19 protein-coding genes are annotated in these 17,442 nt (G+C 73.0%); 12 read left to right on the forward strand and 7 right to left on the reverse strand.

From position 1 onward, the window contains the following. Positions 1-36: 36 nt before the first annotated feature. Positions 37-810 carry a VOC family protein gene (locus tag ACFVZH_RS27900; protein ID WP_384901420.1) on the reverse strand — a complete coding sequence of 258 codons (774 nt, stop codon included), beginning with the start codon at positions 808-810 and terminating at the stop codon, positions 37-39. A 164-nt stretch (positions 811-974) separates the two neighbouring features. Here ACFVZH_RS27900 and ACFVZH_RS27905 point away from each other — a divergent pair, with 164 nt between their 5' ends. Continuing rightward, positions 975-1,802 carry a sulfurtransferase gene (locus ACFVZH_RS27905; RefSeq protein ID WP_384901422.1) on the forward strand — a complete coding sequence of 276 codons (828 nt, stop codon included), beginning with the start codon at positions 975-977 and terminating at the stop codon, positions 1,800-1,802. Between the two features lie 62 nt (positions 1,803-1,864). Here ACFVZH_RS27905 and sepH read toward each other — a convergent pair whose 3' ends face one another. Further along, entirely contained in the window at positions 1,865-2,905 is a 1,041-nt protein-coding gene (gene sepH, locus ACFVZH_RS27910; protein ID WP_384901424.1) for a septation protein SepH, read from the reverse strand. Between the two features lie 562 nt (positions 2,906-3,467). Between sepH and ACFVZH_RS27915 the strand changes: the two genes are divergently transcribed. After that, complete coding sequence (locus ACFVZH_RS27915) at positions 3,468-4,268, forward strand: hypothetical protein (protein ID WP_384901425.1); 801 nt, start codon at positions 3,468-3,470, stop codon at positions 4,266-4,268. A 3-nt stretch (positions 4,269-4,271) separates the two neighbouring features. Here the strand turns inward: ACFVZH_RS27915 and ACFVZH_RS27920 are convergent, their stop codons facing one another. Beyond that, entirely contained in the window at positions 4,272-5,612 is a 1,341-nt protein-coding gene (locus ACFVZH_RS27920) for a D-arabinono-1,4-lactone oxidase (protein ID WP_384901427.1), read from the reverse strand. Continuing rightward, positions 5,551-6,816, reverse strand: coding sequence for an MFS transporter (locus ACFVZH_RS27925; RefSeq protein ID WP_384901429.1), 1,266 nt, complete (start codon positions 6,814-6,816; stop codon positions 5,551-5,553). The genes ACFVZH_RS27920 and ACFVZH_RS27925 overlap by 62 nt, the downstream gene beginning before the upstream one ends. A 172-nt stretch (positions 6,817-6,988) precedes the next feature. On the opposite strand from ACFVZH_RS27925, the gene ACFVZH_RS27930 reads away from it, so the two are divergent. Then, positions 6,989-8,116, forward strand: coding sequence for a ferrochelatase (locus ACFVZH_RS27930; protein ID WP_384901431.1), 1,128 nt, complete (start codon positions 6,989-6,991; stop codon positions 8,114-8,116). A 9-nt stretch (positions 8,117-8,125) separates the two neighbouring features. Next, positions 8,126-8,926, forward strand: coding sequence for an inositol monophosphatase family protein (locus tag ACFVZH_RS27935; RefSeq protein ID WP_384901433.1), 801 nt, complete (start codon positions 8,126-8,128; stop codon positions 8,924-8,926). Positions 8,927-9,016: 90 nt separating this feature from the next. On the opposite strand, the gene ACFVZH_RS27940 is transcribed toward ACFVZH_RS27935, so the two are convergent. After that, positions 9,017-9,193, reverse strand: coding sequence for a hypothetical protein (locus tag ACFVZH_RS27940; protein ID WP_384901435.1), 177 nt, complete (start codon positions 9,191-9,193; stop codon positions 9,017-9,019). Between the two features lie 371 nt (positions 9,194-9,564). Between ACFVZH_RS27940 and ACFVZH_RS27945 the strand changes: the two genes are divergently transcribed. The 4 genes from ACFVZH_RS27945 (at position 9,565) to ACFVZH_RS27960 (ending at position 13,199) form a co-directional block, all read left to right on the forward strand. Beyond that, positions 9,565-10,218 carry a response regulator transcription factor gene (locus ACFVZH_RS27945; RefSeq protein WP_017237674.1) on the forward strand — a complete coding sequence of 218 codons (654 nt, stop codon included), beginning with the start codon at positions 9,565-9,567 and terminating at the stop codon, positions 10,216-10,218. 3 nt (positions 10,219-10,221) lie between these two features. After that, positions 10,222-11,460 (forward strand): sensor histidine kinase, encoded by a 1,239-nt coding sequence (locus ACFVZH_RS27950; protein ID WP_384901437.1) that lies wholly within the window; start codon positions 10,222-10,224, stop codon positions 11,458-11,460. 395 nt (positions 11,461-11,855) lie between these two features. Next, on the forward strand, positions 11,856-12,152 hold the full coding sequence (locus ACFVZH_RS27955; protein ID WP_003955561.1) for a DUF4193 domain-containing protein: 297 nt from the start codon (positions 11,856-11,858) through the stop codon (positions 12,150-12,152). A gap of 12 nt (positions 12,153-12,164) precedes the next feature. Beyond that, positions 12,165-13,199: a hypothetical protein gene (locus ACFVZH_RS27960; RefSeq protein WP_384901438.1), complete on the forward strand. Its 1,035-nt coding sequence runs from the start codon at positions 12,165-12,167 to the stop codon at positions 13,197-13,199. 160 nt (positions 13,200-13,359) lie between these two features. On the opposite strand, the gene ACFVZH_RS27965 is transcribed toward ACFVZH_RS27960, so the two are convergent. Then, a complete protein-coding gene (locus tag ACFVZH_RS27965) occupies positions 13,360-13,863 on the reverse strand; it encodes a DUF3093 domain-containing protein (RefSeq protein WP_384901439.1) in 504 nt (167 codons plus the stop codon). 58 nt (positions 13,864-13,921) lie between these two features. Between ACFVZH_RS27965 and ACFVZH_RS27970 the strand changes: the two genes are divergently transcribed. The 4 genes from ACFVZH_RS27970 to ACFVZH_RS27985 all read left to right on the forward strand — a co-directional run bounded on the left by ACFVZH_RS27970 (position 13,922) and on the right by ACFVZH_RS27985 (position 16,800). After that, on the forward strand, positions 13,922-14,506 hold the full coding sequence (locus ACFVZH_RS27970; protein WP_384901440.1) for a PaaI family thioesterase: 585 nt from the start codon (positions 13,922-13,924) through the stop codon (positions 14,504-14,506). Further along, a complete protein-coding gene (gene dut / locus ACFVZH_RS27975; protein WP_366305517.1) occupies positions 14,506-15,018 on the forward strand; it encodes a dUTP diphosphatase in 513 nt (170 codons plus the stop codon). Before ACFVZH_RS27970 ends, dut begins: the two co-directional genes overlap by 1 nt. Before the next feature lies 1 nt (position 15,019). Next, positions 15,020-15,781, forward strand: coding sequence for a DUF3710 domain-containing protein (locus tag ACFVZH_RS27980; RefSeq protein WP_384901442.1), 762 nt, complete (start codon positions 15,020-15,022; stop codon positions 15,779-15,781). 290 nt (positions 15,782-16,071) lie between these two features. Then, positions 16,072-16,800 (forward strand): ABC transporter ATP-binding protein, encoded by a 729-nt coding sequence (locus ACFVZH_RS27985; protein WP_384901444.1) that lies wholly within the window; start codon positions 16,072-16,074, stop codon positions 16,798-16,800. A 144-nt stretch (positions 16,801-16,944) separates the two neighbouring features. Here ACFVZH_RS27985 and ACFVZH_RS27990 read toward each other — a convergent pair whose 3' ends face one another. Next, positions 16,945-17,349 carry a YciI family protein gene (locus ACFVZH_RS27990; protein ID WP_384901504.1) on the reverse strand — a complete coding sequence of 135 codons (405 nt, stop codon included), beginning with the start codon at positions 17,347-17,349 and terminating at the stop codon, positions 16,945-16,947. Between the last annotated feature and the right edge of the window lie 93 nt (positions 17,350-17,442).

A 17,442-nucleotide genomic window follows, 5' to 3' on the forward strand; every position in this document is an offset into this window, starting at 1 on the left:
GCACCCCGGGGTGCGACTCACGGAGGCGCCCAGGGGTCAGTCCTGGGCCGACCTGACCAGGGTGAAGACCGCGCCCTCCGGGTCCGCCACCACGGCGAGCCGCCCCGCCGTGCCCTCGCGCGGCGGGCGCAGCACGCGGCCGCCGAGCTCCACGACGAACCGCGCCGCCGCGTCCGTGTCGGCGACCTCGAAGTACGTCATCCAGTGCGGGCCCCGGTCCCGGGGCAGCGCGTTGCCGACCCCGTGCAGGGACGCCACCGGGAGACCGTCCACGAGGAGCGTCGCGTAGTCGTGGTCGGCGGAGACGATCGGGTCGACCTCCAGACCGAAGACGGCCCGGTAGAACTTGCCGACCGAGGAGGTCTCGTACGTCAGCAGCTCGTTCCAGACCGGGGTGCCCGGCGGCCCGGCCGCCGCCGTGCCGTGGTGGGCCTCCGCCTGCCAGACGCCGAAGACGGCGCCGACCGGGTCCGAGCAGACCACCAGGCGTCCGGCCTCGCCCGCGTCCAGCGGGCCCACCGCGACGGTGCCGCCGCAGCAGCGGATGCTCTCGGCGGTCTCGTCGGCGTCGTCGGTGGCCAGGTAGGGGGTCCAGGCGATCCGCAGGTGACGGTCGGGGGGCAGCTGGCCGATGCCCGCCACCTCCTTGCCGCCGAGCAGCGCGCGCACGTACGGGCCGAGCTGGTGTGGACCGGGCACGAACTCCCAGTCGAACAGCGCGTTGTAGAACTCCTGCGTGGCGTCAAGCCCGTGCACCATCAGGCTCACCCAGCAGGGTGTGCCGGATGCGCGCCGAGTCGCCTCGGTCATCGTCACTCTCTCCTCGGACCATCGTCGTGGCCGTGCCCCCGGTCCGATCGTGACACCGACGGGGGCGTGGCGCGCCCCGGGCCGCGCCGACGGGTGGCGCGATCCGGCGGGGAGGACGCCGGGTTCGTCCCCGGCGGCCGTGCGGCTGCGCGAGGATGGCACCCATGAACCCCATCATCTCCGCAAGCGAACTGCTGAGCGAGTCGGCCGGGGCGCGGCCGCCGGTCCTCCTGGACGTCCGCTGGACGCTGGGCGGCCCGCCCGGACGCCCCGCGTACGAGGCCGGCCACCTGCCGGGCGCGGTCTACGTCGACCTGGACGAGGAGCTCGCGGGCCCGCCCGGGAGCGGTGGGCGTCACCCGCTGCCCGACGTCGCGGCCTTCGGCGCCGCGATGCGCCGGGCCGGTGTCTCGGCGGGACGACCCGTCGTCGTGTACGACGGCGGGCTCGGCTGGGGCGCGGCCCGTGCCTGGTGGCTGCTCCGCTGGGCGGGTCACCCGGACGTGCGGGTCCTGGACGGGGGCCTCGCGGCCTGGACGGGGGAGCTCACGGAGAAGGCGCACGCTCCGGAGCCGGGCGACTTCCGGCCGGAGCCGGGCGGGCTCGGGCTGCTCGACGCCGACGGGGCGGCGGCGCTGGCCGGTGCCGGGCTGCTCCTGGACGCCCGGGCGGCCGAACGCTACCGGGGGGACGTCGAGCCGATCGACCGGGTCGGCGGGCACATCCCGGGGGCCGTCTCGGCCCCGACGACCGAGAACGTCGACGCGGAGGGCCGTTTCCTGGGCGCCGACGCGCTGCGGGAGCGTTTCACCGCACTCGGCGCCGGCGAGGGGACGCCCGTCGCGGTCTACTGCGGCTCCGGTGTCTCGGGCGCTCACGAGGTCCTGGCCCTGGAGATCGCGGGCATCCCCGCGGCCCTCTACGCGGGCTCCTGGTCGGAGTGGTCCTCCGACCCCGCCCGTCCGGTGGCCACGGGTCCCGACCCCCGGTAGTCCGCGGGGAGCGGGCTCGTGCCGTCGTGCGGCGCGGGCCCCCTCCCGTACGGGCACGGGCGTCAGTCCTGCTTCTTCCGCCGGGTGCCGAAGACGATCTCGTCCCAGCTGGGGACCGCCGCGCGGCGGCCCGGCCGGACGCCGTCCGCCTCGGCCTGCCGGTCCGTGGTGCCGGTGAGCCGGTCGCGGTGGCCCGAGACGGCGCGCGGCATCAGGACGTCGGCGTACGCGGAACCGGCGCCCGCCGAGGCGGCCGGGGCCGGCGGTTCCTCCGCCTCCGACTCCTCCGAGGGCTCCGCGCCCGGGGGCTCGGGCACGACCATGTCGCCGCGGAAGCTGGGCACGGCCTCCAGGAGGCTGGTGAGCGAGTCCCGCTCCTCCTCCGGTTCGACGGACGCGGAGGCCCGCTCCAGCTGGCGGTCCGAGCGGTCGATCTGGCGGTCCAGGGCCCGGTCGAGCGGCCTGTCCCTGGGCAGCCGGGCGATGCGCGGCACGAAGGGGAAGCTCGGCTCCGGCGCGGCGGCGATCGTGTCGTCCGTCTCGCCGATCAGGGCCCGTGCCTCGTCGTCGACGGCCTGGACGAGCCGCCTGGGCGGGTCGTACGTCCAGCTGGCCGTGTGGACCTCACCGGCGACCCGGTAGACGAGCAGCACCTCCCAGGTGCCGTCGTCGCGCCGCCAGGAGTCCCACTGCACGGTGTCCTTGTCGGCGCCGCGCAGCAGCAGCCGCTCCTGCACCGCCTCGCCGAGCTGCGGGCCGCTGTTCTCGCCGGGCCTGCGGACCGGGGTCTTGCGGGCCCGCTCGGCCATGAAGGCGCGTTCGGCGAGTACGGGGCCCTCGAAGCGGCGTACGCGGTCGACGGGGATGCCGGCGAGCTGGGCGACCTCCTCCGCGGAGGCACCGGCTCGTATCCGTGCCTGGATGTCGCGGGGGCGGAGGTGGCTCTCCACCTCGATCTCGATCTGGCCGAGGCGCGCGCGGTCGTTGCGCACGGCGGCACGGAGCCGCTCGTCGATCGGAAGCGTGTACTCCGTGCTGTCAGCAGCCTTCAGCACCAGTCGTGTGCCGTCGTTGGAGACGGCCACGACACGCAGTTCGGGCATGGGGACCTCCCGGGTGGTGCCTGCCGACGTCACGTGCGTCGCTGCTTCCGCTAGTCGAGTGTGGCCTGCCCGGGTGCAGCCTGCCACTACCTTGCCGAGTTGCCCGGCGTGTCGGGCATGGACCCTGGAACGCCGTTATGACACGGTGACCTGACGGCTACCCCGAGTGACTGGCGGTCACTCTGTGCAGCCGGTTTCCGCGCGCTGGCGTGGCGTCACCGGTTCGAGTGCCGCTTTCGGGGCTCTCGCCTTGTTCCCGGGCACCCGAAGGCGTCCGGACCCAGGGTTCGTCAATGTACTCCATTCGGGCCACCTGGGTGGACCGGCGCGCCGCCCAACTTCTCGGGCGGTACGGGAGTTGAGTCTCCGCGATCTTCCTCCGTACGTGTCACTGTTCACAGAATGACCCGAAACGGAACTATTCGCTTCGCCTATGTGGTCCTTCTGATGGCAAGGAGAACGGAGTCAGCCGTCAGGGGTTGGAATGCGTCACAGGCCGGATACCGACACGGATGAACCGAAGGAGGAGCGGGAGGGCGGCAGGGGAAGGATCGACCTGAGCGTGGCTCAGGTCTCGGGCAGCGCCCTGGCCGCGGTCATCGCGGCCAAACTCGCGTCCACCCTCGGCGTGTACGGCACGATCCTCGGCGCCGGTGTGATCAGTGTCATCGCCACCTGCGGCGGCCCGCTCTTCCAGCACCTCTTCAGGCGCACCGGCGAGCAGGTGCGCGACGCGACCACGGCCGCCAAGCCGAAGGCCCGTCAGGTGCCGGTCGCGGCCGGGCCGCGGGACGACCGCACGCTGATGCTCGGCACGGTCCGGACCGTCCCCTCCCCGTACGGCGAGGAGTTCGGCGGCGCGACCACGCACGGCACACGCGTCCGGGGCTGGAAGCGCCCGGCGATCGCCGCGGCCCTGGTCTTCGGCGTCACCATGGGCGGCATCACCGCCTACGAGCTGGTCTCCGGCGAGGACTTCAGCGGCCGGCAGGGGACGACCACCTTCGGCTCCGCCGTCCGCGGCGGGAGCGCGGGGCAGCCCGCGCCGGACCGGGGCGAGGAGCCCGCCCCCACGCCGTCCGGTTCCGCCGGCGGCGGCACGCGCCCGACGGACGGCGCCACCCCCGCGACCGGCGCCGACGCGACCCCGGGCGACCAGGGTTCCGGTGAGGGGGAACCCGGAACGGGCACCCCCTCGGCGGAGCCGACCCCCTCCGGCTCCACCGGCGCCGAGACGCCCGCCCCGACGCCGACGGCCCCCACGACGGCACCGACGCCGACCGCCCCGACCCAGGAGCCCGGCACCGGCGCCGGCCCGTCGGAGGCCCCGGCGCCGGCCGGAGGCGACACGGGAACCGGGTGACGGTCAGTCGCCCAGGACCCGCCGCAGGTAGTCGTTGGCGAACAGCCGGTCCGGGTCGAGCCGGTCGCGCAGCGCCGTGAACTCGGCGAAGCGCGGATACACCTCGGCGAAGTAGGCGGCGTCACGGGTGTGGATCTTCCCCCAGTGGGGACGGCCCCCGTGCGCCGTCATGATCCGCTCCACCGCGGTGAAGTACGCCTGGTGGGGCGTGCCCTTGTACAGGTGGACGGCGATGTACGCGGTCTCCCGGCCCGAGGCCGTGGAGAGCGCGATGTCGTCGGCCGGTGCCGTCCGCACCTCCACCGGGAAGCTCACCTTCAGCGGCGAGCGCTCGACCATCGCCTTCACCTCGCGCAGCGCGGCGACCAACGCCTCGCGCGGCAGCGCGTACTCCATCTCCAGGAAGCGCACCCGGCGCGGCGAGGTGAAGACCTTGTACGGGATGTCGGTGTACGTGCGGGCCGACAGGGCGCGGCTGGAGACCTTCGCGATCGAGGGGATGACCGGCGGGACCGCCCGGCCCAGCGAACAGGCGACCTGGAAGAGTCCGTTGGAGAGGAGCTCGTCCTCGATCCAGCCGCTGATCCGCCCGGGAGGGGCGGTGGGGCCCGCGCTGCGGTTGTTGCGCTTGGTGTTGCAGTTGTCCGTGTGGGGGAACCAGTAGAACTCGAAGTGCTCGTTCTCGGCGTGCAGCGCGTCGAACTCCGCGGTCACCCGGTCGAAGGTCATCGGCTCCTCGCGCGCGGTGAGCAGGAAGACCGGCTCCACCGCGAAGGTGATCGCCGTGACCACGCCGAGCGCGCCGAGACCGATCCGGGCGGCCGCGAAGACCTCCGGGTTCTCCTTCTCCGAGCAGGTCAGCAGCTCGCCCGAGGCCGTCACCAGTTCCAGCTCGCGGATCTGCGCGGCGATGGAGGCCGACTCGCGGCCCGTGCCGTGGGTACCCGTGGAGGTGGCGCCGGCGACGGTCTGCTCCATGATGTCGCCCATGTTCGTGAGCGACAGGCCCTCGCGGGCCAGCGCCACGTTGAGCCGCTTGAGCGGAGTGCCCGACTCCACCGTCACGGTCATCGCCTCGCGGTCGATCCGCCGGATGCCGGTCAGCAGCCCCGGCCGGATCAGGACGCCGTCGGTGGCCGCGATCGAGGTGAAGGAGTGGCCGGTGCCGACCGTCTTCACCCGCAGCCCGTCCGCGGCCGCCCGGCGCACCGCCTCGGCCAGTTCCTCGGCCGAGGCCGGGCTCACCTCCCGTACCGGACGGGAGGTGACGTTCCCCGCCCAGTTACGCCACGGGCTGCTCGCCGTCCTGGCGCTCCCCGACCCCGCTGTTGTCGTCCCGCTCACGCTGCCCCTCCCGGTTCGGTGCCGGCCTGCGCAGCCGGCGGTGTCCGAGAAGACCCACCGCGACCGCGACGGCGCCCGAGACGACGGGCACCACGTACCCCGCCTCGGCCCCCGACGCGTCGACCACCCAGCCGGCGGCCGACGAGCCGAGCGCCACGCCGATCGCGAGCCCGGTACCCGTCCAGGTCATGCCCTCGGTCAGCTTGGTGCGCGGTACGTGCGCTTCGACGAGGGCCATGGTGGTCACCATCGTCGGTGCGATGGACAGGCCCGCGACAAAGAGCGCCACGGCCAGCAACGGCAAGTTCCCGGCCAGTAGGAGGGGGATCATACTCACGGCCATCGCGCAGACGCCCAGCAGCCAGCGGCGGGACGGCTCGCCCTTCAGGTGCAGCAGTCCGAAGACGGCGCCGGCCAGACAGGAGCCCAGCGCGTAGACGGCCAGCACGAGACTGGCGGCCGCCTTGTGCCCCTGCTCCTCCGCGAAGGCCACGGTCACCACGTCCACCGAGCCGAAGACGGCACCGGTGGCGACGAACGCGAGGGCCAGCACCTGGAGACCGGGGGAGCGGAGCGCGGACGCGCTCTTCTCGCCACTCTCCCGGGGGTGCGGCGCGGGCTCGGTGGCGCGCTGCGCGGTGAGCCAGAAGACGCCGACGGTCAGGAAGGCCCCGGCGAACAGCGGGCCGGCCTCGGGGAACCAGGTCGTCGACAGCCCGATCGAGATGATCGGGCCGAAGATGAAGCACACCTCGTCGACGATCGACTCCCAGGAGTACGCCGTGTGCAGGCGCCGCGCGTCCCCCCGGTAGATCTCCGCCCAGCGGGCCCTGGTCATGGCGCCGACGCTCGGCACGATGCCGATCACGGCCGTGAAGACGAAGAACGTCCAGTCCGGGGCCTTCTGCTGCACGCAGACGAGGAGCCCGGAGGCCGCGGCGAGCGACACCAGGGTCACCGGGCGCAGCACCCGGCGCTGCCCGTGCCGGTCGACCAGGCGCGAGACCTGCGGGCCGAGGACGGCGGCGGACATCGCGAGCGTCGCCGAGAGCGCGCCGGCCAGCCCGTACCGGCCGGTGACCTGCGAGATCATGGTCACGATGCCGATGCCCATCATGGACAGGGGCATCCGGCCGAGGAGTCCGGCGACCGAGAACGCGGTGGTGCCGGGCGCCTTGAAGATCGCGCGGTAGGGGCTGGACAAGGGGCTCTCCGGATCTCCGCTCCGGAGCATGCTCCGCGCGACGACTCAACACGTGTAATTAATAGCTAAAGCCTACGGTGTTGAAGTCGATGGGTCATCCCCCTTTTTCGGACGAACGCCGCCGGACGGGCCGCACCGTTCGCCGTCGGGGCCGGGTGGGAGGATCGGTGCCATGTCCGATCAGCACGATCCCGCCCCGTACGACGCCCTGCTGCTGCTCTCCTTCGGCGGCCCCGAGGGCCCGGACGACGTGGTCCCGTTCCTGGAGAACGTGACGCGCGGCCGCGGCATCCCGAAGGAACGGCTCAAGGAAGTGGGGCAGCACTACTTCCTCTTCGGCGGCGTCTCCCCGATCAACGACCAGAACCGCGCGCTTCTCGACGCGCTGCGGACGGACTTCGCGGAGGCCGGCCTCGACCTCCCGGTCCACTGGGGAAACCGGAACTGGGCGCCGTACCTCACCGACACCCTCCGCGAGATGATCACCGACGGGCGGCGCCACATCGCCGTCCTCACCACCAGCGCGTACGCCTCCTACTCCGGCTGCCGCCAGTACCGCGAGAACCTCGCCGACGCACTCGCCACACTGGAGGCGGAGGGCCTCCCGCTGCCCCGCGTCGACAAGCTCCGGCACTACTTCAACCACCCCGGCTTCGTCGAGCCCATGATCGAGGGCGTCCTCGCCTCCCTCGCCGCACTCGACCCGTCCGTGCGGGACGGCGCCCACCTCGCCTTCACCACCCACTCCATCCCCGACTCCGCCGCCGACAGCTCAGGACCGGTCTCCGAGCACGGCGACGGCGGGGCCTACGTCCGCCAGCACCTCGACGTGGCACGCGTGATCGCCGACGCGGTCCGTGAGCGGACCGGCGTCGACCACCCCTGGAAGCTCGTCTACCAGTCCCGCAGCGGCGCGCCCCACATCCCGTGGCTGGAGCCCGACATCTGCGACCACCTGGAGGAGCTGCACGGCGCCGGAGCCCCCGCGGCCGTCATGGTCCCGATCGGCTTCGTCTCCGACCACATGGAGGTCCTCTACGACCTCGACACCGAGGCCACGGCCAAGGCGGCCGAACTCGGGCTGCCCGTCAGGCGCTCCGCCACCGTCGGCGCCGACCCCCGCTTCGCCGCGGCCGTCCGCGAGCTCGTCCTGGAGCGGGCGGCGCACGAGCGGGGCAGCAGGGCCGAGCGGTGCGCCCTGGGCGCGCTCGGAGCCTCCCACGACCTGTGCCCGATCGGCTGCTGCCCGGCCAGGGCCGATCGGCCCGCGGCCGCCGGCGCCGACAGCCCGTACGCGTAAGGAGTCAGCGTGACCGACCCTCTGCTCACCGAACTGCTCGACCTCGCCCTGGAAGCCGCGCGGCGGGCCGGAGCGCTGCTGCGCGACGGCCGCCCGGACGACCTCGCCGTGGCCAGGACCAAGTCCAGCGCCATCGACGTCGTCACCGAGATGGACATCGCCGCCGAGAAGCTGATCACCGGCTTCCTCGCCGAGCACCGCCCGCAGGACGGCGTCCTCGGCGAGGAGGGGGCCTCCAGCCCCGGCACCAGCGGCATCCGCTGGGTCATCGACCCGCTCGACGGCACCGTGAACTACCTGTACGGACTGCCCACCTGGGCCGTCTCGATCGCCGCCGAACGCGACGGCGAGGCCGTGGTCGGCGTGGTCGAGGCCCCGATGCGCGGCGAGACCTACCGCGCGGTCCTCGGCGGCGGCGCCCACGTGGGGGACCGGCGCCTCGCCGTCCGCCCCTCGCCCCCGCTCGACCAGACCCTCCTGGGCACCGGCTTCGGGTACGTCCAGGCCCGCCGCGCCCACCAGGCGGACGTCGCCCGGCGCGTGATCCCGCTGGTCCGCGACATCCGACGCGGCGGGTCGGCCGCCATCGACCTCTGCGACGTCGCGGCCGGCCGCCTCGACGCGTACTACGAGCGCGGCCTGAACCCGTGGGACCTCGCCGCCGGGGCGCTCATCGCCCGCGAGGCGGGCGCGCTGACCGGCGGCCGCCCCGGGGAGCCCGCGTCGGGCGAACTGACCCTGGCGGCCTCTCCGGGCCTCTTCCGGCCGCTCCAGGACCTCCTGGAGGAGCTGGGGGCCTGGCACGACTAGCGGGCCGCGAGACGGACGCACGAGGGCCCCGGCACCGGGAGCGGCGCCGGGGCCCTCGTACGTCCCGGAAGGTCGGTCGGGTCGAGACGGTCAGACGGCGCCGGGCGTGGCGACCTCCACGCCGTGCTCGGCGGCCAGGCGGTGCAGGTCGTCCAGTTCGGCCTGCTCGACATCCACCAGGTAGTCGTCGCCCGTCTCGCGAGCTCGCGTGAGGTCCGTCTGCGTGGTCCTGATGCGGTGCAGCAGTCCTGCGGTGAAAGCGTCCATCGTGCGCCCCCTCGTCGTGGGTCCGGTGGCACGGGGGTGTGCCGAGGGTGGTGGATCACACACTGCGTCCCGGGGAACGGGGAGCGGTCGGTGGCGCGCCACATACAGGGCGTGATCACGGGGTGTGCAGTCGTCCTCCCCACCCCCTTCCTCACAGAAACCTCAACTGGCCCGTGAATCAGGTGAATTCTTCGCGCCCGGTCGAGCGCCCCACCGCACGCCCCCCGTTCGGGAACCCTCCGCCCCCGGCCCCGCACCGCCGTCTTACAGCCGGTTTACGCGCGTACGGGGCAGGATGGACGCGCACAGTCAGTGCTCGGATTCCAGCCGGTCCCACCCCGGACAGCGGCTCGACGGGAAGGAAGAACGACGTGCGCGTACTCGTCGTCGAGGACGAGCAGCTGCTCGCCGATGCGGTGGCCACCGGACTGCGCCGGGAGGCCATGGCCGTCGACGTCGTGTACGACGGCGCCGCCGCCCTGGAGCGGGTCGGGGTCAACGACTACGACGTCGTGGTCCTCGACCGCGACCTCCCGCTGGTCCACGGCGACGACGTCTGCCGCAAGATCGTCGAGCTGGGCATGCCCACCCGCGTCCTGATGCTCACCGCCTCCGGCGACGTCAGCGACCGCGTGGAGGGCCTGGAGCTCGGCGCGGACGACTACCTCCCCAAGCCCTTCGCCTTCACCGAGCTCACCGCGCGCGTGCGCGCCCTCGGCCGGCGGACCACCGTGCCCCTCCCGCCCGTCCTGGAGCGCGCCGGCATCAAGCTCGACCCGAACCGCCGCGAGGTCTTCCGCGAGGGCAAGGAGGTCCAGCTCGCGCCGAAGGAGTTCGCCGTCCTGGAGGTCCTCATGCGCAGCGAGGGCGCGGTCGTCTCGGCCGAGCAGCTCCTGGAGAAGGCGTGGGACGAGAACACCGACCCGTTCACCAACGTCGTGCGCGTCACCGTCATGACCCTGCGCCGCAAGCTCGGCGAGCCGCCCGTCATCGTCACCGTGCCCGGTTCCGGGTACCGGATCTGACCGATGGCCACGACTCCGGCGCCCCACCTCCAGGCGCCCCCGAAACCGACCTGGGACCCCAGGGACCCGGTCCGGCCGCTGCTGCGCCCGACGATCCGGATACGGCTCACCCTGCTCTACGGCGGGATGTTCCTCATCGCGGGCATCCTGCTGCTCTCGATCATCTACCTCTTCACGGCGCAGACGCTGAGCGACAGCGCGGCCCAGCTGCCCTTCAAGATCGTCAAGGGCGAGGTGCAGCCGACCACCTCCTGGTGCCGGTTGCCCAACACGGGGACCGGCGAGCAGTTCAACGACGCCGTCTCGGTCTGTCTGCGGCACCAGAGCGACCTGGCCCTGGACGACCTCCTGCGCCGCTCGCTCTTCGCCCTGCTCGGCCTGAGCATCATCGCCTTCGCCTTCGGCTATGCCATGGCGGGCCGCGTGCTCTCCCCGCTCGGCCGGATCACCCGCACCGCCCGCCAGGTGGCCGGTTCCGACCTGGCCCGGCGGATCGAGCTGGACGGCCCCGACGACGAGCTCAAGGAGCTCGCCGACACCTTCGACGAGATGCTGGAGCGCCTGGAGCGGGCGTTCACCGCGCAGCAGCGGTTCGTCGCGAACGCCTCGCACGAGCTGCGGACCCCGCTCGCGATCAACCGCACCCTGCTGGAGATCCACGTCTCCGACCCCGAGGCCCCGGTGGCGCTCCAGCAGCTGGGCAAGACCCTGCTCGCCACCAACGAGCGCAGCGAGCAGCTCGTCGAGGGCCTGCTGCTGCTCGCCCGGAGCGACAACCAGATCATCGAGCGCAAGGCCGTCGACCTCGCCGAGGTCGCCTCCCGGGCGATCGACCAGACGCACGCCGAGGCCGTGGCCAAGGGTGTGGAGATCCGGCGCGAACTGGGTCCCGCGGTCGTCCAGGGCAACGGCGTCCTGCTGGAGCGGATCGCGCTGAACCTGCTCCAGAACGCCGTGCGGTACAACGTGCCGGAGGACGGCTGGGTCGAGGTCTCCACCGAGACCGAGCACGGCCTGGCGGTGCTGGTGATCTCGAACACGGGGCCGGTCGTTCCCGCGTACGAGATCGACAACCTTTTCGAGCCGTTCCGCAGACTCCGCCAGGAGCGGACCGGCAGCGACAAGGGAGTCGGCCTCGGCCTGTCGATCGCCCGGTCCGTGGCTCGCGCCCACGGCGGCCGTATCATCGCGGAGCCCCGCGAGGGAGGCGGTCTCGTGATGCGCGTCACTCTGCCGATCTGACACACTGCACAAGCCGACCGGTTCCGTTCGCTTTGCGCGGAATTCCGTGGCCCTGATTCTGAGACGCTCATGTGTGATCGATCACAGGAGAGGGTGTCCGGAGCTCCACTCTCCGTGACCGAGAAATCCCTCGGAAAACCAGGAAAAGTCCGGGTTTCCGGGGCCCGGAATGACGGGAAGTACACGGGGTGGCGCCCGTGTGGGGCGCCCGGAGGACCGTGTACGGTCCGGTTCGCCACCCGAAGCCGATCACTCACGAGACCGCGCGACGGGTGTCGATTGAGTAACAGACCTTGATGTGAGGCAAAATCTCCGCCTCAGGTCGGGCACAAGTCCGACCTCTCACGCGTTACGTGCGCTGGAGACACCGCAACCACCCAGAGGGGGAGAGCGACATGGCAACGGATTACGACACCCCACGCAAGACCGACGACGACGTCGACTCGGACAGCCTTGAGGAACTGAAGGCCCGCCGGAACGACAAGTCGACCTCGACCGTCGACGTCGACGAGTTCGAGGCCGCCGAGGGCCTGGAGCTGCCCGGCGCCGACCTCTCGAACGAGGAGCTGGCCGTCCGGGTCCTGCCCAAGCAGGCCGACGAATTCACCTGCATGAGCTGCTTCCTCGTGCACCACCGCAGCCAGCTGGCCAGGGAGAAGAACGGCCAGCCGATCTGCCGCGACTGCGACTGAGGTCGCCCGGCCGTGGCAGGCGACACACCGTCGCGGAAGCGGCGTCTGCGGCTCCCCGGGAGCCCGCGGACGCACAAGGGCGGCTCAGGCCCGGCGGAGGGCGCCCAGTGGGCCCCTGAAGCCGAGCACGCCGCCCCCCTGCCCCCTCCCGGCGCACGTGACGACGGGCGGGGCCTTCCGGCCTCGCTCGAAGTGACCACCGAGCCGGCCCCGGCACCGCTGCCGGCGGAGCGGGAGGCAGGACCGGGCGCCGGGCGCGAGGCGGCGCGGCAGGACGGGCGCCGCGGCGTCGTCAGGCGGCTGGCCGACCCCGCGCGGGCCCGGCTCGACAAAATGAAGATCGACTCCGAGCGGATCGACGCCGTCCGGCGCGGCGTCACCCAGGGCGTCCGGCGCGGCGGCGACGGAGCCAAGGCCGGCATCGGCTATCTGGCGGACCGCCTGATCGACCTCGCCCCGCGGATTCCCGTCCGCGACCTGGCGATCCTCCGCAGACAGTTCCCCGGGCTCGGCCCCGAGGAGCTCGCGGACAAGCTCGTCACGGGCGCCGCGAACGCGAGCTCGACCGTCGGCGCGGGCGTCGGCGCCGCCGCCATGCTGCCGGTCCCCCCGGCCATGCCGGCCGAACTGGCGGCCGAGATCACCGGCGTCGCCGCCGTGGAACTCAAACTCATCGCCGAGCTGCACGAGGTCTACGGGCTGCGGCCCCCCGGCCGGCTCACCCAGCGCTCGGCGGCCTACCTGACCTCCTGGGCCGAGGAGCGGGGCATCGACCCCACCAAGCCCACCACGGTCAACGCGGCCCTCGGCGGACAGCTCAAACGCGAACTGCGCCAGCAGATCATGAAACGCATGGTGCGCAACCTGCCGAACCTGATGCCCTTCATGGTGGGCGCGGCCGTCGGCGCGGTCATGAACCGCCGCGACACCAAGAAGCTCGCCGGACACATCCGCAAGGACCTGCGCACCCGCCAGATCCCCTGGGACGCCCTCCGGGAGCTGCCTCCGCTGGAACGGCCCGAGAACCCCAAGGAACTGGGCTTCTAGGCCCGGAACCGAGCTTCCGGCCCCACAGTGCCCGGGCCCGTGCGAACGGGATCCGAGCGGCCGACGAGGGCCTCCGAGGGGCCTTCGGGGACGCCGCCGGGCGACCGCCCGGAGGGTGGTCCTCCGGGCGCCGGTCCTCAGCTCCCCCGGGCGGCGGTCCTCAGCCCTCGGCGCCGGCCCGTTCGGCGTCCAGCGCCGCCACCAGGGCCGCCGGCTCCCGGGTCGACAGGTACACGTACGGCGTCGGGTCGGCCGGGTCCGTCACCACGATCCGCACCGCCCCGGGCACATAGCTGCGCATCAGCATGAACGCGCGCGGGTCGGCCTTGTGGGTACGCCAGGCGAGCGCCCCCTCCGCGTCGAGCACCTCCGCCGCCCCCAGCGCCGTGACCGGGATCCGCGCGTCGCCCGCCACCAGCGAACCGGCCACCACCCGGATCCGGGCCGAGCCGTACGAGGAGACCGCCATCCCGGCGAGGACCGACGCCACGATCAGGCCGCCCAGCAGCGGGACCGTACCCAGCGGGAACATGATCAGGCCGCCGGAGAGACCGACCAGGACCACGATGACCCACCAGGAACGGGGCGCCGTCAGCCGCTCGTCGAAACGCGGGGCGGCGGAGGGCGCGGGGGAGGGGGCCGGAGACGGTGCGGAAGGCTGCATGCGTCCAAGCTTGGCACGGCGCGACCAGGGCCCATCCGCGCGGGTAAGGTCTGCGCCTGTGACTGCAACATCTGCCGCCCTCACCCCGCCGGCCGACGCCATACCGCCGGTACGCCACCCCGACGCGCCGGCCCCCGGCGAGCTGCTCGGTGCGCACTACGAGTACTGCTTCGGGTGCGGCGGCGGGCAGCCCCACGGCCTGCACCTGGAGGCGCGGGCGGGCGAGGACGTGACCGTCACCGCCGAGTTCACGGTGACCCCCGACCACCAGGGCGCCCCCGGCCTCGCGCACGGCGGCGTCCTCGCCACCGCGCTCGACGAGACCCTCGGCTCCCTGAACTGGCTGCTGCGGGTCATCGCCGTGACCGGACGCCTGGAGACCGACTTCGTCCGGCCCGTCCCCGTCGGCACCGTGCTCCACCTGGAGGCCGCGGTCACCGCCGTGCACGGCCGCAAGATCTTCTCGACCGCCGTCGGGCGGATCGGCGGGCCCGAGGGCCCCGTCGCCGTCCGCGCCGACGCCCTCTTCGTCGAGGTGAAGGTCGACCACTTCATCGACAACGGCCGCCCGGAGGAGATCCAGGCCGCCATGTCCGACCCCGACCAGGTCCGGCGCGCCCGCGCCTTCGAGGTGAACCCCTGATGCGCAACCCTGTCGACGTACTGATCCGCCGCGTGGACCCGGAGGTGCCGATCCCGGCCTACGGGCATCCCGGCGACGCCGGGGCGGACCTGGTGACCACCGAGGCCGCCGAGCTCGCTCCCGGGGAGCGGGCCGTGCTGCCCACCGGGGTCTCCATCGCCCTGCCGGACGGGTACGCGGCCTTCGTGCACCCGCGCTCCGGTCTGGCCGCCCGCTGTGGAGTGGCGCTGGTGAATGCCCCGGGGACGGTGGATGCCGGGTACCGTGGAGAGATCAAGGTGATCGTGGTCAATCTCGACCCGCGCGAGACCGTGCGGTTCGAACGATTCGACAGGATCGCCCAACTTGTCGTCCAACAGGTCGAGAAGGTGCGCTTCCACGAGGTGGCGGAGCTTCCCGGCTCGGCGCGGGCCGAGGGGGGCTTCGGGTCCACCGGCGGTCATGCCGCCGTGGACGGCACAACGGGTGGGAATCGATACGCTTCGGTCGTATCCGACCGGGAAGGACAGTGACGTGTTCGGACGTCGCAAGAAGAGCGGTGCCGCCGAGGACGCGGCGGGCGAGGCCGAGCAGGTCGTCGACGCGGTGGACGGCGAGGACGCGGGCGACGCCCCGCGCCGGGTGAACCTTCCGCCGGCGCCCCGGCCCGACGGGCCCTGGGACATCTCCGAGGTGGGCCAGCCCGACGAGGGCCGTGTGGACCTCGGCGGCGTCTTCGTGCCCGGAGTCGAGGGCATGGAGCTGCGGGTGGAGGTGGCCGGTGACGCGATCGTCGCCGCCACCGTCGTGCTGCGCGACAGCGCCGTACAGCTGCAGGCATTCGCCGCCCCCAAGAACGAGGGCATCTGGGGCGAGGTCCGCGACGAGATCGCCACCGGCATCATCCAGCAGGGCGGTGCCATCGACGAGGTCGAGGGCCCGCTGGGCTGGGAGCTGCGGGCCCAGGTCCCCGTACAGCTGCCGGACGGCAACCGCGGCGTACAGCTGGTCCGCTTCGTGGGCGTCGACGGGCCCCGCTGGTTCCTGCGCGGAGTGATCTCCGGGCAGGGCGCGGTCCAGCCCGAGGCGGCCGGACTCCTGGAGCAGATCGTCCGGGACACCGTCGTCGTCCGCGGCGACGGCCCGATGGCCCCGCGCGACCCGATCGTGCTCAAGCTGCCGAACGACGCGCAGATGGTGCCGGACGGCGTCCAGCAGGAGGAGCAGGAGAACTCCCGCTTCTCCGGCGGCATGGGCCAGCTCCAGCGCGGCCCGGAGATCTCCGAGATCCGCTGACCCGCGGTCGCCGGCTCGCCCAGTCGAGCCGGCGTGACCGAGACACGGCCGGTGGGCCGCTTTCCGTACGTCTTGTACGGAAGGCGGCCCACCGGCCGTTCCGGCGTTTTTTCCCGGGGTTCTCGCCGGCCGGCCCGGCGATCCGTCGGCCCGCCGACCGGTCGCTCCGGCGTCCCGGCCGGTTCGCCGTCATCGGGGTTTTCCACAGGTCCGGGGCTCCGGCTCTGGCCGTGGGGGGCGGCCGCGGACCATACTGGCGGGCGCACATGTTCGAGGAGGGGGAACACAGGGTGAGTGAGAGCAGCACGGGGTCCGCGACGGCCCTGGCCGAGGACCCGGCCGGCCTGCCGATGGTCAGAGTCGAGGATCTGCGCCGGTCGTACGGCACGGGCGAGGCGGCCGTCCACGCCCTGCGCGGGGTCTCCTTCGACATCCCGCGCGGCGAGCTCGTCGCGCTCAAGGGCCGATCGGGCTCCGGCAAGACGACCTTGCTCAACCTCGTGGGCGGCCTCGACAGCGCCGACGGGGGCCGGATCGTCATCGACGGCACCGACCTCTCCACGCTCGGCGAGAGCGGCCTCCTGGAGCTGCGCCGCGACCGGATCGGCTTCATCTTCCAGTCCTTCGGACTGCTCCCGATCCTCTCCGCCGCCGAGAACGTGGGCGTACCCATGCGGCTGCGCAAGACGGACCCCAAGGAGCGCGAGGAGCGGGTGGCCCTGCTGCTCGGCCTGGTCGGGCTCGCCGACCACGCGGAGCAGCGGCCGGGCGAGCTCTCCGGCGGCCAGCAGCAGCGCGTCGCCATCGCCCGCGCCCTCGCCAACAAGCCCGCGCTGCTGATCGCCGACGAGCCGACCGGCCAGCTGGACGCCGAGACCGGACTCGCCGTCATGCAGCTCCTCCGCGCCGTCGTGCGCAGCGAGGGCTGCACGGCCCTGGTCGCCACGCACGACCCCCAGCTCCTGGGCCTGGCGGACCGGGTCCTGGAGCTGAGCGACGGCGAGATCATCGAGCACTGATCAAGCATCGATCGAGCACTGATCAAGCATCGATCGAGCACTGATCAAGCATTGACCGAGCACTGATCGAGCTTTGACCGAGCGCTGAGGGGGGCCGGGCCGGACCGTACCGCCCCGGCCCCCCCAGGGGGCCTCGGCCCCGGTTCAGCTCTCGGCGCCCAGCGTCTCCGGGGGCAGGGACATGACCTCGCGTACCTCGATGGGCATGTTGACCGGGGCCCCGCCGGGGCCGGGTGCCGCCGACACCTGGGCCGCGATCGCCACGGCCCGCTCCTGCGAGGGGACCTCGACGATCCACCAGCCGGCGAGGAACTCCTTCGTCTCGGCGAAGGGCCCGTCGGTCACCAGCGCGGAGCCGTCCGCCGCCGCCCGGACGATCCGCGCCGTCTCCGGCATCGCGAGCCCCTGCGCGTCGACCAGCTCGCCCGCCGCCGCCAGCTTCTCGTTCGTCGTCCGCATGAACGCGATGTGCGCGCGGATCTCCTCCGGCCGCCATTCCCCGATCGAGGGGACGTCGAGGCTGTGCGCGTCGAACTGCATCAGCAGCATGTACTTCACGGGGGCTCCTCGGGTGTGCGTCACGTCCCGGGCGGTGCCCGGGCCACTGTCACGGTGAGGTCGGAGCCGGTCCGGCGTTCTCGA

The organism is Streptomyces sp. NPDC059534, from assembly GCF_042743475.1.
In the GTDB taxonomy this organism is placed as follows: domain Bacteria; phylum Actinomycetota; class Actinomycetes; order Streptomycetales; family Streptomycetaceae; genus Streptomyces.